We start from the raw sequence: 14310 nt of genomic DNA on the forward strand, positions 1-14310 counted from the left end.
GTCACCACCGAAGCCATGATCGCGGAGGCTCCGAAGAAGGAGTCGGCTGGCGGCGGCGGCATGCCTGGCGGCATGGGCGGCGGCGGTATGGGCGGCATGGGCGGCATGGGCGGCATGGATTTCTAATCCAGCCCCTATCAACCTACAGCGGAAAGGGCGGCAGCAATGCCGCCCTTTCCTTGTGTGCCGAACATGATCGACAACTTGGAGTGCGTCCCGAGGATCTCGTCAGAATTAGGATCTTGTCCGATCGAGCAATTCGCGGGCTCAACCTGGTCAAACCGGCGCCCCCTACGAACTGCCCGATCCTTGAGGATTCCGCTGCGCGACAATCACGATGATTCATTCAGTTGGTAGCTATAGGCGGTGAATCATGAGGGGCATTGAGGAGCGTGGCAAGGCGCCCATCTCGGCATTTAACCCCATCGAGCGTGATATCCGAGACAATTCTCTCATCGGACCGGCGGCTGGCGTTGAAGGACCCGGTGAATCATCCTGTTCTATAGTGGAGCAGACGCGCTCTGAGCCTCAAGATCAAGCGTTTCCTCCTCTGAGTATCCTTGATCTGCCGCTGGACATTCTCGTTGATATTGCTGAGCGGCTCAGCCCGATGGATCTGCTGAGGTGTCGCACACAAATCAAGAGCTGCGTGTCGCCGCGATGATAGTCGCAACGCCTCAAGAAAGGCGGATCCAGGTTCAGGCTCGTCGTCGTGGCCGAGAGGCCTCGTGACGCCGACGACTGCGCTTCGGCCTTGTGGGGCCTCGGAGCGGGCGTGGCAGCGCTTGCACCTGAGCTCCAGCGGCGTCTCATCCTGCTTGAGCCCAGGTCTCAGACCATTGCCCTGGAGGGCCTCGGAGCAGGCGTGGGTGGCCTTTGGCCAACCTCCAGCGACTTGTCTGCGGATTTCACTAAATTGGGACAGCCGTTTTAGTAAATCGCGAACAAGCGTTTCGCTAAGTCGCGGACAACGGAAGCGATCGAGTTCCGGTTGCCTTTGCTGTTAGGAGTGATTGATTTCGGTTATTTCGCTGAAACGCTGAAACGCCATATCCAGCTTTTCCAACGGTAAATTGGGCACTGTCCAATACTTTATTTCTTGAGAAATCCAACGTTTTTGCCGCGCAGTGACGTTCGGACATAGCAAGGCCTGTCCCATACCTATGAATACGTTTGGCTGAAGCAGACCGATGGCTGCGCGTCGAAGCCGAAGCCGTCGAGTTCGCGGACAAACGGGAACTGCGCGATCTTGCTCGACATGAGCGTGTCGAGCTGGTCGCGGATGGCCGTCAACTTCAGCCGATCCAGGATTGCGATCAGCAGGTCATGATCTAGCGTCGTCATCACCAGCTCCCTCCGACCACCGCTTCGTACTCGGCGAGTGGCCGCAGCAAGGTGGCCGGGGGTGATCTTGATGCGCTCGGCGCGCACCGGCCCTTCGAAGCCGGCAACGCCGACAAAAGGCTCTGTCGCAAACCTGGAAATGGGGGTGTGAACGGCCATTTCGGCCTGTCCGTCAGGCAGCGAGGATATCGAAACAGCGATCGACAGACTTGTAGTCATACCTCGCCCTGTCGCTTGCCAATCATGTGGATCATCTCGATGCCGGAGAGGATAACCACGGCGCTCGCCTGCGACTTGAAGCCGATGGATCGAATGCGGCGCTTGATACGCAGTCTGTTCTTTCAATTTAGACCAACTATGCGGATGCCGCCTCAGTCAATTCAAGAAGGTAACCAATGCCGCGCACGGTCGTGATCCGTGGCGTTGCACCTGACCTACTCAGGTGTCCACGTAAGCGATAGATTCCGACTTCAAGCGCGTTGGCAGATACCTCGTCGTTGAACGAATAGAGGTGATCTTCCAACTGCGCACGAGGCACGATGCGGCCTGCACGGATAAGCAGATGCTCTAAAATACATAGTTCGCGGCGTGCGATCTTCAGAGGATGACCCGAGACGGAAACCTGTCGGCCGATCGGATCGAAATTGAGATTGCCAAATACAACGATGGGGTCGGTCACCTGTGTCGACCGGCGCAGAATGGCTCTCATTCTGGCGATGAGCTCATCGAAAGAGACGGGCTTGAGCAGAAAATCGTCCGCGCCACCGTTGAAAATTGCAATTCGCTTCTCGAGATCGTTGATGCTACTCATAATGAGGGTTGGAACTGAATGCCCGTCGCTCCTTAGCTGTCTCAGCCAGCCCAAGCCATCGCCATCTGGCAGAGCCAACTCCAGCAGGAGAATTTCATAGGTTGCGCAACAGAATGCCCTCGACGCCTGTTCCAGGTTGCCAACTACATCAACGGCAAAACCGCTATCCCCGAGCGCAGCTCGCACGGCGCGCGTAAGATCCACGTGATGATCAATGAGCAGCGTTCGCATTTCACGTCCTATCAAGGTAGGACAGGTCACCGTCCGCTGTAAGACCGGGGCGACAGCAGAAGTCGCGCAACTCTTCGTAGTGTTCGTAACGCTCTTTCCGATGGGTGATCGCGGGAGAATGCAAGCCGCACGCCTGCAATAGTCGGGGATGGAACACGTGAAGACCTGTTGACGGGCTGAAACCGTCGGTCGGCCAGCCCACAATGCCACCGACTCTGCCTGCGATTTCTCTGCGCATCGATCCTCCTATATGGGTTGCGTCGCAAACTCCAGCTGAGGTCGCAAGGGCAGGTTGCGGCTTTGTTCATTGAGAGGACCCCCTAGAGGCAATACCGGGAGGATTCCCTGTATAGCACTTCCCGATTTACCAACCGGTCATTCCGAACCACGTTCGGCGGCTTTGAAGACGCTCATTGAGCGCGGCTAGGTAAATCAAGGGTACGACCTGCCGGGTATCGATGCCGCTTTTGAAGCAGGCATCGGCACCAGCTCGCTGAGCGTCGCCCGCGCAATTCAGCGGACGCGCTCGATACACCCAGTCGAATCGTGCCGCAGCTTGCCGCGCCGACAGGGCGGCCGAAGAGTTCAGGCTTGTGACCGAAGGGCTACGCCCAGTCGTCCTCCCATTATCAACCTCGGTCAAATCAAAGTGACGTGGAATCTGAACAAGTTGCGCCATCATATCACAAACGACTTACCGATCCCCGACGTGCCCTAGCCTTAGTGCTTATTAAGAAGATCGGCTACTGTCTCTCCGCGTCGCCGGGCATCGGCGGCGAGCCACACCTCCCCCACCTCATACACGTCGCCGTGGGTACGAAACGGCACAATGACGTCAACGGCAGCCGACAGCAGGTCAAGAAGCGTGTGGTCTTCCACAGCAGCTCCTTGCGGGCTGCTCTTGACGAGTGAAAAGAGCTTTTTAAAGCCTTGGACCGGATCCGCCCCATGAATCGTCGATATTGATCCCGCATGGCCGGAGACGACTTCGCTAAGGTAGGCCCAAGCAGCATCATCGCGCATCTCGCCAAGCAATATTCGATCAGGGCGCATGCGCAAGCTGGCTTGCAACAGTTGCTCGGCTGTCACCGCACCTACGCCTGCTCGGTCCTTCGGATAGAGTAACCGGACATGATTCTCGTGCGGGATTGCAAGTTCGAGCGTGTCCTCGATACTTATCAGCCTCTCTTGCGGGGGTATAGCGTTGATCAAAGTCTTGCTCATTGTCGTTTTGCCGCTACCAGTAGGTCCGCAAAGCAGCATCGTAAGCCGCCCGCAAACGCACGCTCGCAAAAATTGCTCCAAGTCACCATGGTCGTAGTGCTGAAGAATCGTTTCGTCCTGCCGCTCTTGGCGCTCCTTTCGTGACCGCCATTGATTCCAACGCGAGTATTCGTAGCGAGAAGAAACTTCCTTGAGTTCGGTCACACGACTTGAGGGACGCCGTATCGTCAGGCTTATTGTTCCTGAGGGAACAGCGGGCGGCAAACAGATCTGCAGCCGCTCTCCGTTCGGCAGCTCAGTAGCACAGAGGGGGCTTTGCGGTCCGACATCTTGCTTGCGCAGCGCTCCAGCGAGGATCGCGATGTCCTCCAGATCGTCATAAGATAGCGGTAGCGGATGTTTGGTGAAAACGCCGGCCTGTCGGACAAAGGCTTCCCCAGGCCGGTTGATAGCGACCTCTTCGGTCCTTGGCTCCTCAAGCCATTTCAGAACAGGGTTGAGAAGCAAACGCAATTGAGGGTCAGCCTCCGGTCGCATTGTTGTCTCTCCGGCGTTGGCGATGTTGGGGGGGGGCTGGCGCCACGGCGGTCGCTCTAAGATCGTATACATCTGAGAAATCGAGGTCCCGAGCCACAAAGATGGATACAGCATCTCCCTGGTTTTTCTTCAGAGTTGGCGGAACGTTGATCGTTGCTCTAAGGGTCGTCTCAACGGCTTGTCCGGCGTTGCTCTGGAAGCTGTTGATACCGCTTCCTCCACCTGAGCTGCCAGCGTATTGACCGGCGGCCTGAAACGCGCCTTGAATGACGCTCATGAGCATTGCTCCGCCAAAGCGCTGCCAGAAGTGATTATCCACCGTGCCAGGCATTCCGGAGCGGCCGAGCTCGTCAGCGCCCGGCGATGCTAGCGAAACGAGGGCATGGTCAGGCGTTTCGATGCGCGTCCACAGCACGAAGACACGCGCATCCCCCTGTTGGAGACCACGCTGGATCTCGCCAATCACGGTCGTCCCGCGATCCAAAAGCACCACGTTGTTGGTGGCGCCGCGGACGTCTTTAGGTAAGACGCACTTCACATAACCCGGTAAATTTGTGTCGACTGCCGTTTGCAAAATGCAGGGGATGATCGTTCCTTGAGTAATCACGAGATCAGGGTGCGGCAAAAGTGTGGCCCGGCTTGGCTCCTGTATATCTGGCTTCAATCGCGCCGACAGATCGCCAGCGTCTGAAATCTCATCCGAGGTCACGGGAGCATCCCTATGGTTGTCTTCGCTCCGCTGACCGTCGGTGGGCATTTTACTGCTGCCACTGTAGGCGAAAATTGGTGTTTCCTCCGGCGGCGGATCAGCTGAAGTCGGCGTGGATGGCGCAGGATCTCCTGCCTGCGCCGCCTGTACGGCTGCTGGAACTTCGGGAGCAATCTCAATCGGCACGGGGCGGAATGGTTCGGCGTCGGCGACAATTGGAGGTTTTGGCTGAGTTGGTTCGTCTTGTGTGCTGGTACGACCTCCGAGCCAGATGAGTGATAGAGATGAGATGAGAACAAGAGCAGCGACGGCCAACTTCTGCAATCCCGAAACATGCCGGCGGGCCGGCTCCGAGACCATCGATCCGGAGGCATGGACATCATGTCCCGACTGTGGGCCGGTTTCATTCATCGGCCGAGCCTTTCAAAACGCGCCACACGTCGGGTGTCACTGTACCGGTCCCTGGCGCTCGTCCCACAGGGTCATAAGCCCTGTTGAAAATGGACAAGACCGTATTGCCATCTCTCAGACGCCATTCCCGGGCGACTGCGGATACTTCAACATAGTCCCCTTTGACCGTGTAATTGGCAGCGGCTTCCTTGCCGTCGGGATTGATAATGTAGAGGGAGGGTATGCGGGAATTGCTTGCGAAGCCAAATACGGTGGTAAAGCCATTATCGAAAACTTCCAGCGGCGACAGCGATCGATCGCCCTTTGCGACGTAGTGAAAATTGCTTTCGTCCGGACTGGTAGTTGCGGCGGGCCGATTCAACAAATCCTGAACTCTCTCGTCGCGCAGCACTTTCGCCCGGGCCTGACCAAGAATCGAGCGCCTTTCTGCGTCCTTTCTCTGAGCAGCAGCCTCATCAGCAGGATAGGTGAACTGCACACTGTAGTATAGGTCAGGTTGCTGCTCATCGAGTTTTGGCATCGCTCTCGTTGAAATACTGAAGACGTATCTCCGTGTGCCGGACTCACTCTCGGCCAGCACGATGACCGGCTGCGGCGGGAGCATCCGGCTAGCCTTAAAAAAGAGATAGTTGGCGCGCGGGAGCGCAGCCAGGTCTTTGCTATTGGAAACGGCCACGGCTGCGACTGTCTCGTTTGCCGCGAATGTGACAACCAGCGTTGCCCCCACTGCGGTAGACAGGCGCACCACTTCGTCAGGACGGTAAGCCAGGTAGCGCATGCGCGCATCATGCTTGCCGGCAAGTGGTGTGTCTTCCGCGGACGCTTCCATCGTTAAGAAGAGTGAACAGACCAGCGCGAGAAACGCTCTTTTTGTCATGGCTGCACATAGCCCAGGTTCGATACGCTATCTTCCGAGCTTTGATAGGAAGTGATGAGTAGACCTCCCGGATTGGTGAGCCTCGATTGCCCAGGCAGACCCGTCAAGCGCTCGTAGCGGATGGTAGCTGTCCAGGTGGTCACTATCGGCATCTGCCCATCGACAACAAGCGTACGTTTGTAACGGATCTGTTGAACGTCCGGACTGATGTCGTTTGAAGAAATATGCCCGACCTCGAGCTTGCCGCGCTTGCCGACCGTGACTTGCGGCGAGGTGGGATTCGGATAGTTGAAGAAATCTTGATATTGCTGTCGCACAGCCGGCGCGCTGAAACTGGATACGAGGTCATAGGCGTATTGGGCTGTATCTGCTGTGTACCCCTCGCGCAGGCGTACATATTCCCACAGCGAAGCATTTATGACGGCTCGGTCTTGGGTTGCCGGCAGTCGAGACACTGACACTTCGCTGTCGACGGTCCCATCCGGCCGGACCCAGAGGAACACAGGTACGAGCTTGGCCAACGGGACCATGGCAGCGATGGTAAATGCCTGGGCAACATTTCCTAGGACCGCCGCTGCGGCAAAGGCGATCAGGGCCTTTGACAGGCGCCGCGCAGACTTCGCTCGTGACGTTTGAAACGCTTCCACCTTCTTATAGTGGGCGGCTAGCGTTTCTCTCTCCACCAGAAGGGCATGTTCAGGAAATTTCACTTTGGCTCTTCCGCGCATTCGACCTGAAGATCCTCAGGGGTGGTTTCCCATTGTCCCACGTTCAGTTGGAATGGGGCACCCGCGCACGTCGCAAGCCCATGGCTCGTCTTGCAGGCGGCCAAAGCGAGGATTGACAGAAGTAGGCAATATTTCATGTTTTTGGCACCGAGCTTGTCGATTGATTAACCACCCGCCGTTTTGGCAAAGTGGCGATTGAGGCTGTTAAGAGGTCGGTTCGCACCTCCCCAAGAGCCGCCGGCGATGCTGCTGGCGATCGTCGGAAGCGCGACGATCAGAGCGTCACCAGCTAGGAAAAGCATGTCGAGCTCGTAAAGCCCGATGATCTTGGCTGCTGTCGTGCCCGAGAATTTGATCATCAAAAGCATGGCTGCCAGCGAGACTGCTTCGGCAGCGATTACTATCGTTGCAACGATGTTGAGGAGGAGAAGCAGCAGCCCGTACGAGAGCAGTTGGCCGATCCATCTGGTGGCTATGTCTCGAGTGTGATCAAAAAGGTAGCCTACAAGGACCAGGGGGCCGATCGTCAAGAGCACCTTCGTCAGAATTCCAACGGCATCGTAGATCTCGAACGCTGTCCACAGCGCGCCGTAGAAAATCCATTGCGCTCCCTCGAAAGCAAGTATGTCCTGGCCGTTCATAGGCCCAATTTCGGAAGCAATCAGCTGAAAGACATACTGGCTTGAAGCAAACATGAGATCGAGCTTCTGGGGGATTCCGATGAAGGGCAAGTCGCTGCCACTGATGTCGTGAGCCAACCTCGGAATCGTTTCGTCGAAAAGCGCTTCAATGTACTGCTGATAGTTGGCCTGCCCTAAGATAAGGGCGACGACAATCGACACCATGATTACGCGCGAGATACCCCCGCGCGCATCGACTTGACCACGCATGACCAGACAGCCTTGGATTATTATCCAGAGCGTGACACACGCAACCAGAGGCGCACTGACCGCCGCTTGGACGTTTTCAAGCACTTTGTGCAGCCCGGACGTGAAGGCCCCATGAAAGATCGTGTGTATAGTCGTGAATGGCGCGGGAATTTTGAAATTCATGGCGTGAGCCTGATGTGTCCCTGATCAGCGCAGCTGAGCCTGATGAACTCAGCGTTCACGGGAGGGGGCCAAAAATGCGAGCGGTGTCCCGATGTTCGCGACGCTGCGTGGCGGCCTCCTCAGCGGCGTGAAGGCTCCCTTGTGCAGTGGCCATAGTCAGCAGACTCGTGGCCTGGGCATTTTGGATTATCGCATCGTGAATCTGCTTGAGGACCAGACCGTTGGTCACGGTGGCCTGCATAATATTTCCCGAGCGGGAAAGCTGACCAAGCGTGCCGGCGTTATCCTTAAGGCGCTTGTCCATCATGCCCAAAGTGTCGGCTGCAATAGCTGCGGCATTGGCGGCCCCAGCGATTTGTCCCTTTAACAGTTTCGCTTCTGAATCGTCGCCCGTGACTATCCGATTTGGGTCCTCCGCAATGTTACGGGCGATAATCGAAGCTGGCGCCCGAGCATCAAACATCTGCTCCTCCAGCTTATTGCTCGACGGGTAATGATTTCCTTGGTTCAGTGAGCTTAGCACTCCCGTGACAGCGAATGACGAGGTTAGCATTGTCACCATTTCGATCGTCGTAGCGAGCGTCTCGATTGACCTCTCAAGGATCGCCGCATTGGAAATCGCTGTTAAGGTCGATTGTGTTTCTGTTACAGGGTCGGTGACGATCCATTGCGACCGGGCCTGTCCGTGAAGCAGAAGGGAAGCAGCAAGGGTCGTTACTGCAAGTTTGGCAAGTTTCATGAATATTCCTCCGTCAGTCTTGAACTTCATGGTACCGGGCCATGAACTTGTCGAGCCACCCACTTGGGGCGTCTCCGTGCTGGTTGCGAAGCTGGTCGGCAAAGCGCACTGTGTTGGCCCGCCCCGAGAGTACGGCTACGTACTCGCGCATCTGCCCAAGATCGAATTCGCAAACAATACTCCCGCTATCGCGCTTGAGCAAAAACTTGCGGCTGCCGATTGCCATTCCCTGGCGGATTGCCTCGAACTCCTGCGCAGTGCACTTCAAGCCATCGACATACGCAGAGCGGTCCGCCGTCGGTGATGGGTAGAAAATTTTCGTCATACATTGCGCAACGAGACTAGCTCCGAGAGGCGATTCCAGAACGTGTTCAGGCTGCTGCGTTGCGAGTATCAACATGCCGTTGTTTTTGCGGACCGTGAGCAAGAACTTGTCGATAACGGCCGAGAATTGGGGGTTGAGTAGATAGAATCGAAATTCGTCGCAGCTCATCACGAACCGACGACCATCGACGATAGCGCCCACTCGATGCAGAAGGTATGCGGCGGCCGGTGCACAGACCTCCTCATATTCCAGGAGCTGCGTCATGTCGAAGCCCGTAATGGAGGCATCCAGCCTTACTTCGTCCACGTCGCCGTCAAAGGCCCATCCAAGCGCCCCCCCTCTACACCACCGCTGCAGCCGTGCTCCTGCGCCCTCGGAGGGGCTGTGCAATAGGAACTCGCGCAGGCCCGCAAGTGAGCGCATAGGGGGTTCGAACGAAAGCTGACGAACAATGCCGCGTTCCAGCCGACGGCTTTCCTCCGGCGAGATCGGACCACGGCCGTCACTCTCGATCAGGGCCATCAACCACTCGCGCAGAAAGTCCCGAGAGGCGGAGGTGTTGTCCAGTCCACGCAGAGGGGCCAAGCCGCTCGGAGCGCCTCTGCGCAACGCAAGATATGTCCCTCCCGTGGCTCGCACCAGCAGTTCACCACCCCGATCCTTGTCGAAGAAGACGATCGCACCATTGCGATCGACCAAGCTTTGCTCAAGCATCGCGAGGACAAAGGTCATCAGCGTCGTCTTGCCTTTGCCAACGGGCCCGAATATTGCCGTCATGCCGACGTCATTCTCATGGGGGATGTAGTCGAAAGAAGTTCCACCGTTTGTGCGAAAGCGCGCAACAGCATTGCCCCAGTGGCCGGAACTGGAACCGCTTGGGAAGTTCTCAAATGAGACGAGCCCGGCAAAATTGTGTGAGGTGATCGCCCCCGGGCGCGTGCGCCACCTGTTGTTCCCCGGAAGTTGGGACCAATATGCGGCCTCCATGCCGATGCCCTCTTGGACGATAACGGCGCCCGCGTCGGCCAGCCGTGCGCGGGCACTTGCTGCGCGATCTGCAAGGCTATTGAGGCTGTCGGCATAGACGCACAGGCTCAGATGATGCGAACCCATCACGAATTCGTTGCTTGCCAGTGCGTCCTCTGCCTCGGCAAGTTCATTGATCTGGGTGAGAGCCTTGTCGCCGGCACTCGTCATCTGGCTGGACTTAAGGCTTAGTTTGGCATGAGCTTGCGGGCGAGTGAGGAAGGAAAAGCTCTGGCTCAGGACAAGCGGGAAGTTGGCGGACAGCAAGGAATTTAGCATGCCCGGCCGCGTCGTCGCCGGATATTCACGGAACGAAAACAATGATCCGACGGAGCTATCCCCGGGCCTTCGAATCTCAAGCGCCCGCTTCCCGCAGATGACCTGGTCAGTGTAGATCGAGGCGCCAAGTGAGCCGGTAACCATCGGAACCGGAAGAAACCGGCAAGTCATCATGAGCCGAAGCGCCTCGCCGATTTCCGTGAAGAGCACGTTGCCTTTCTCACGAATACCCAACCGGCGCAGACCGTAACCGCCGAGTGCGCCAGCAATGATGTGCCAGAGGTCTTCCAGGCTCCGCATTTGGGTGGCTAGATCGTGCTCATTCCGTCTGCGGGACTTGGCAATCCGCAAGCCGATCTTGCCGATTGCGGTGCGGGGGGACACGATCAAAGTGAGGAAGTGATCGTTGCGAAAGAGCTTTCCCGACAGCACACGACGCTCGTAGGCCTCGCTCAGACTGCCAGCGAATGCACTTTGAAACCGGCGCGGCGCCGGCGCCGGCACATCGTTGTGTCTCACAAGATGAGCGTATATCGAGACATTGTCATCGGCGATGTTGCGCAAGAGAGTGTTGAACGCGCGGCAGCGCGAGTTGCGCATCTCAGCGTCTTCCAAATCAAAGGGCACACCGTTCACATGTGCCATGGCCATGATCGATCCGTCTTCCAGAAGGACAACCTGATCGCTTATGTGACCAACATACGGAAGGTAGATCTCGCCAGACCTCTCGGTCCGGCCGCTGGCGCCGAACATTACACCATTCCTCTTCCGCGTTTCGGCACTCTGATCGGATTGGCGCTGACGCTTGCGCCTCCCCAGACCGGCCCGTCCACGCTTCTGCCGGCCGTCTGCAAATAGAGCAGCACGACGCTTGCCGCGTTATAGTCACGCTCAACAACCAGCCGTGCTCCGAACCAGAGTGGCGCGAGAACGATTTCGTAGAGCGGGTTCTGAAGGATAATGATAACAAGCCCAGCCAACATCATGAGCAATCCGGCCAGCGTCAGCGGCACCCCCAGAAACAGTGCGGGGCGCGTCGCCGCCACATAGAGGGTGCTCACTTCCAACCGGTCGCTCATCAGCCACCGCCTATGAGCGCCTTGCCCAGGAAGCTGGCCCCGAACATGATGACGATCCCTCCAACGACACCCGCAACCAGGCCAAGTGAAGCACGACCGAACATCCAAGAGATACCGATGGCTACGAGCCCGAGCACGGCCAGTGATTGTCCAAAGGGCCCAAGTATGAACGTGCAGATATTCTGGACCATCTTGGCAGGATCCGTCCCTCCGGTCACCTGAGCCGCGGCTGGCCCGCTGTAGAAGACCGTCCACGCCGCGCCTGCAGCAGCGGCCGGTACATATTCAGCCGCCATGCGCAGCATGGAAAAAGGCGAAGGAACACGCGTTTTAAGCGCACGAAGTATCTTGAGTGGCGTCATCATTGCATCTCCATGTTTCAATCGAATACGAGTTTGTTCGGGTTCGAGGGTTCCCGTGCTTTCGCAGCCTGGCTGCCTGTCGGATCGGAGGGATCGGCCCCGGAGCGGTCTGGCTGATACGAGCCCCAGATGTCCCAAGAATCTTGGTTGGGCTGCTTCTTTCTATTGGCCTGTTGGCTCTGCTGGAGCAGAGGCGGCACGGCTTTCCGACCGGGTGCCTCAAGGTGCGGCACATCTCGAGCAGTCGGCTCCAGCGTTCTCTCAAGGAGACTTGAGATGTCCTTTGCGGCCGACTCGACCTTGCGTACATAACCGTTGGCGAAGCCATGCGTGACGTCGCCCGTGTTATAGGCCGAGATGGCACGGCGAAGCGCCAGTTGCTGTGCCACAGCAGTGGTGCCGCCGGCATACCGGCTTTCAAGCAGGTGGGCGGCAGCCGAAAGCGAGGCGCAGGGCTCGAAAGCCCTTTCCGGCGTGAGATTGAGCACGGCAAAGTTCTTGCTGTTTATCTGCATCAATCCAACATCGACAGAATGTTGTGCTTCGAGGCGTTCCTTGATGCCCCGCGTGGCTTCCAGGTGGTCTATCCAGCGAAGCTGCTCACCTGTGGTGTTGTCATGAGCCACCAGCGTTTCAAAGCCACTTTCAATCTTGGCAATCGCGGCGAGGGTGGACGGCGCAACCCAGGGGGCGCATTTGCGCGACAGGCTGCGGAACTCACGCGGAGAAAGTGGCGCGGGCTCGGCTGGGAGTGACATGGATGTCATCAGGACGATGGCCAGCGGCCAAGCTGCAATAAACATTCCCTATCACCTACCTTTCCAAGCCGCCGGACGGGTTCTGGCCCTGTCCGGCACGCGCTTATCGGGGAGGTTTGTTACTGTGTGATGTTCAAGTTCAGCTTTTCGGTTTCAATTGAAGCAAAGACCGTGTTCGTATCAGCGTGGGTGAGCATCTTGCGCATGCGTGGGTGGCGCGGGCCCGATCAGCCAGCGACATCCGGAGCATCTTGGTACAATGACTCCTGTACAGGATTGCTCGTCCCGGCCGTCCGTTGCTCCTGGAGTGTGGGCCGCGACTTTGGCGTCATGGATGGTACTTCTGTCAGCGCCAAGCCAAGGACAAAATGGGGAGCTTGGCGGGCTTGTTCAGGCTCGGGATCACCGTGGGGAATCGACTAAGGCGATAAAGCGGCCCAACTTTGCCGGTATGCTGCCGGTCCTTAAAGAGCAGCCATGCGCGGCCCTGCACACTCAGATCATTGCTTGAGACGCGAGCTCGTCCGCGAAGCTGGCTCGAAGGCGCAAATCCGCGGCGGCGAGGGTCAACTGGGAAGACGTGGCGGCGCAGCCCATCCTGGTGCGAGCCTCGTTCAGCTGTTCGGCCGCCGCCGCCAAAGGGTGGATCATGCACAGTCCCATCGGCAGATAACCGCACGTCATTGACGGAGTCCGACGGCGCAATGGACAAGCATAGTGACACGCTCAAGATGGAGGAGTTGCAGTAACTGAGAAATGTTAGCCCGGACGTTCACCGCAACCGGCGACCTGCCGGTCGCCGAACAGCATTTGAGGCCGCCGGCCACCTTGGACGAAGCCGGCTTGGCAGGAGACACACTATTTTGCACAAGGCCGCTGCAGCGAATCACGGTCTTCTTCCGCCGACCGCCTCTCCGATCAAGCCAAACGCCGCGCTGCTCAACCATGTCCGAGCTGGATCCACGAGCCGGAGGATATCGAGATGATCCAGGTCCGCAAACTCCAGGATGACCAGGATGCAAGGGCATAGCAGGAAACTTGGCATCCATGAGGTCGAACTTGAGTGATATTGGCAGGCCTGCACCAACGGGGGAGCTCGAAGCGAAAAAGCGAAGGACCACACGGCAGGGTCATGTCGGCGCTTGGACCTGTCTGGTGGCCACGGGCTGCCTTGGTGCGGTCAATTCGCTGGGGATGAAAAGAACAGGACGAGCACGGCCTCACATTGGCCGCACGCAACGGCGAGTGGTATCAAGGAGCAGCTGTTCTGGGTCGGTGCCCCAGGGTTGCTCGGCAACAGGTTTAGACAAGGGGATTCAAGATTGAAGGTGTGCCGTTGAAACATGTTCTTGTCATTGACGATGATGCCGCAATGCGGCGCCTCATCGCCGAGTATCTCACGATGCATGCCCTGAAGGTAACCGCAGTCCACGATAGCAAGCAGTTTGACTATGTTCTTTCACGTGAGCCAGTCGATCTCGTGGTTGTTGACCTTAACCTAGGCCGGGAGGATGGACTTGCGATCGTCCGCAATCTGGCGACAAAATCGGATGTTCCTATCATAGTGATCAGCGGCGACCGGCTTGATGAGGCGGAAAAAGTGGTTGCACTGGAGCTCGGCGCAACCGATTTCATTCCCAAGCCTTTCGGGATGCGCGAATTCTTGGCCCGCATTCGAGTAGCGCTACGCCAGCGCATTTCTAGTCCGCGAACCAGAGAGCAGCGCTCATTTCGCTTTGGGGCCTGGAAGCTCAGCGTGAAGCAGCGGCGACTGATCTGTGCGGAGCGTGGCGAGGTCAAGCTTACCGCATGTGAGTT

At 57.6% G+C, this 14310-nt stretch carries 13 protein-coding genes and 2 pseudogenes; 1 reads left to right on the forward strand and 14 read right to left on the reverse strand.

The window, feature by feature from the left end; translation table 11 throughout:
* Positions 1 to 1185 precede the first annotated feature (1185 nt).
* The 14 genes and pseudogenes from X735_RS1000000168455 to X735_RS136100 form a co-directional block, all read right to left on the reverse strand.
* Positions 1186 to 1344, reverse strand: a pseudogene (locus X735_RS1000000168455) (ATP-binding protein); the annotation flags it as partial.
* 172 nt (positions 1345 to 1516) lie between these two features.
* Positions 1517 to 1673: pseudogene (locus tag X735_RS1000000169475) on the reverse strand (IS6 family transposase); the annotation flags it as partial.
* A 26-nt stretch (positions 1674 to 1699) separates the two neighbouring features.
* Positions 1700 to 2386, reverse strand: a complete 687-nt coding sequence (locus tag X735_RS136145; protein ID WP_023814396.1) for a response regulator transcription factor — start codon at positions 2384 to 2386, stop codon at positions 1700 to 1702.
* A 720-nt stretch (positions 2387 to 3106) separates the two neighbouring features.
* Complete coding sequence (virB11, locus tag X735_RS136140; RefSeq protein WP_023814397.1) at positions 3107 to 4147, reverse strand: P-type DNA transfer ATPase VirB11; 1041 nt, start codon at positions 4145 to 4147, stop codon at positions 3107 to 3109.
* Positions 4131 to 5267: a type IV secretion system protein VirB10 gene (gene virB10, locus X735_RS0135580; RefSeq protein ID WP_031214017.1), complete on the reverse strand. Its 1137-nt coding sequence runs from the start codon at positions 5265 to 5267 to the stop codon at positions 4131 to 4133. Before virB10 ends, virB11 begins: the two co-directional genes overlap by 17 nt.
* On the reverse strand, positions 5260 to 6144 hold the full coding sequence (locus X735_RS136135) for a TrbG/VirB9 family P-type conjugative transfer protein (protein WP_023814399.1): 885 nt from the start codon (positions 6142 to 6144) through the stop codon (positions 5260 to 5262). Before X735_RS136135 ends, virB10 begins: the two co-directional genes overlap by 8 nt.
* Positions 6141 to 6854, reverse strand: a complete 714-nt coding sequence (locus X735_RS136130; protein ID WP_031214019.1) for a type IV secretion system protein VirB8 — start codon at positions 6852 to 6854, stop codon at positions 6141 to 6143. The genes X735_RS136135 and X735_RS136130 overlap by 4 nt, the downstream gene beginning before the upstream one ends.
* Entirely contained in the window at positions 6851 to 7009 is a 159-nt protein-coding gene (locus X735_RS1000000168460) for a type IV secretion system lipoprotein VirB7 (protein ID WP_081731114.1), read from the reverse strand. The genes X735_RS136130 and X735_RS1000000168460 overlap by 4 nt, the downstream gene beginning before the upstream one ends.
* Before the next feature lie 27 nt (positions 7010 to 7036).
* Entirely contained in the window at positions 7037 to 7924 is an 888-nt protein-coding gene (locus X735_RS136125; protein WP_023737139.1) for a type IV secretion system protein, read from the reverse strand.
* Positions 7925 to 7979: 55 nt separating this feature from the next.
* The gene (locus X735_RS136120; protein ID WP_031214021.1) at positions 7980 to 8663 is read right to left on the reverse strand and encodes a type IV secretion system protein VirB5; all 684 of its coding nucleotides are present in this window, start codon (positions 8661 to 8663) and stop codon (positions 7980 to 7982) included.
* Positions 8664 to 8676: 13 nt separating this feature from the next.
* Positions 8677 to 11046, reverse strand: a complete 2370-nt coding sequence (locus X735_RS136115) for a VirB4 family type IV secretion/conjugal transfer ATPase (protein ID WP_023814401.1) — start codon at positions 11044 to 11046, stop codon at positions 8677 to 8679.
* Positions 11046 to 11372: a type IV secretion system protein VirB3 gene (locus X735_RS136110; RefSeq protein WP_023679584.1), complete on the reverse strand. Its 327-nt coding sequence runs from the start codon at positions 11370 to 11372 to the stop codon at positions 11046 to 11048. The genes X735_RS136115 and X735_RS136110 overlap by 1 nt, the downstream gene beginning before the upstream one ends.
* Positions 11372 to 11677 (reverse strand): pilin major subunit VirB2, encoded by a 306-nt coding sequence (gene virB2 / locus X735_RS136105; RefSeq protein WP_023673707.1) that lies wholly within the window; start codon positions 11675 to 11677, stop codon positions 11372 to 11374. Before virB2 ends, X735_RS136110 begins: the two co-directional genes overlap by 1 nt.
* Positions 11678 to 11751: 74 nt before the next feature.
* Positions 11752 to 12537, reverse strand: coding sequence for a type IV secretion system lytic transglycosylase VirB1 (locus tag X735_RS136100; protein ID WP_023766572.1), 786 nt, complete (start codon positions 12535 to 12537; stop codon positions 11752 to 11754).
* 1291 nt (positions 12538 to 13828) lie between these two features.
* Between X735_RS136100 and X735_RS136090 the strand changes: the two genes are divergently transcribed.
* Positions 13829 to 14310, forward strand: a 482-nt coding sequence (locus X735_RS136090; protein WP_023814402.1) for a response regulator, incomplete at its 3' end; no start/stop codon positions are given.

The sequence above is a fragment of the Mesorhizobium sp. L2C084A000 genome (assembly GCF_000502875.1).
Classification (GTDB): domain Bacteria; phylum Pseudomonadota; class Alphaproteobacteria; order Rhizobiales; family Rhizobiaceae; genus Mesorhizobium.

What these genes read in the sequence shown, in the direction of transcription:
- X735_RS136125 (WP_023737139.1), bottom strand. Translation starts at nt 7,924, where the DNA reads ATGAATTTCAAAATTCCCGCGCCATTCACGACTATACACACGATCTTT.
- X735_RS136120 (WP_031214021.1), bottom strand. Translation starts at nt 8,663, where the DNA reads ATGAAACTTGCCAAACTTGCAGTAACGACCCTTGCTGCTTCCCTTCTG.
- X735_RS136145 (WP_023814396.1), bottom strand. Translation starts at nt 2,386, where the DNA reads ATGCGAACGCTGCTCATTGATCATCACGTGGATCTTACGCGCGCCGTG.
- virB10 (WP_031214017.1), bottom strand. Translation starts at nt 5,267, where the DNA reads ATGAATGAAACCGGCCCACAGTCGGGACATGATGTCCATGCCTCCGGA.
- virB11 (WP_023814397.1), bottom strand. Translation starts at nt 4,147, where the DNA reads ATGCGACCGGAGGCTGACCCTCAATTGCGTTTGCTTCTCAACCCTGTT.
- X735_RS1000000168460 (WP_081731114.1), bottom strand. Translation starts at nt 7,009, where the DNA reads ATGAAATATTGCCTACTTCTGTCAATCCTCGCTTTGGCCGCCTGCAAG.
- X735_RS136135 (WP_023814399.1), bottom strand. Translation starts at nt 6,144, where the DNA reads ATGACAAAAAGAGCGTTTCTCGCGCTGGTCTGTTCACTCTTCTTAACG.
- X735_RS136110 (WP_023679584.1), bottom strand. Translation starts at nt 11,372, where the DNA reads ATGAGCGACCGGTTGGAAGTGAGCACCCTCTATGTGGCGGCGACGCGC.
- X735_RS136115 (WP_023814401.1), bottom strand. Translation starts at nt 11,046, where the DNA reads ATGTTCGGCGCCAGCGGCCGGACCGAGAGGTCTGGCGAGATCTACCTT.
- X735_RS136100 (WP_023766572.1), bottom strand. Translation starts at nt 12,537, where the DNA reads ATGTTTATTGCAGCTTGGCCGCTGGCCATCGTCCTGATGACATCCATG.
- virB2 (WP_023673707.1), bottom strand. Translation starts at nt 11,677, where the DNA reads ATGCTGCGCATGGCGGCTGAATATGTACCGGCCGCTGCTGCAGGCGCG.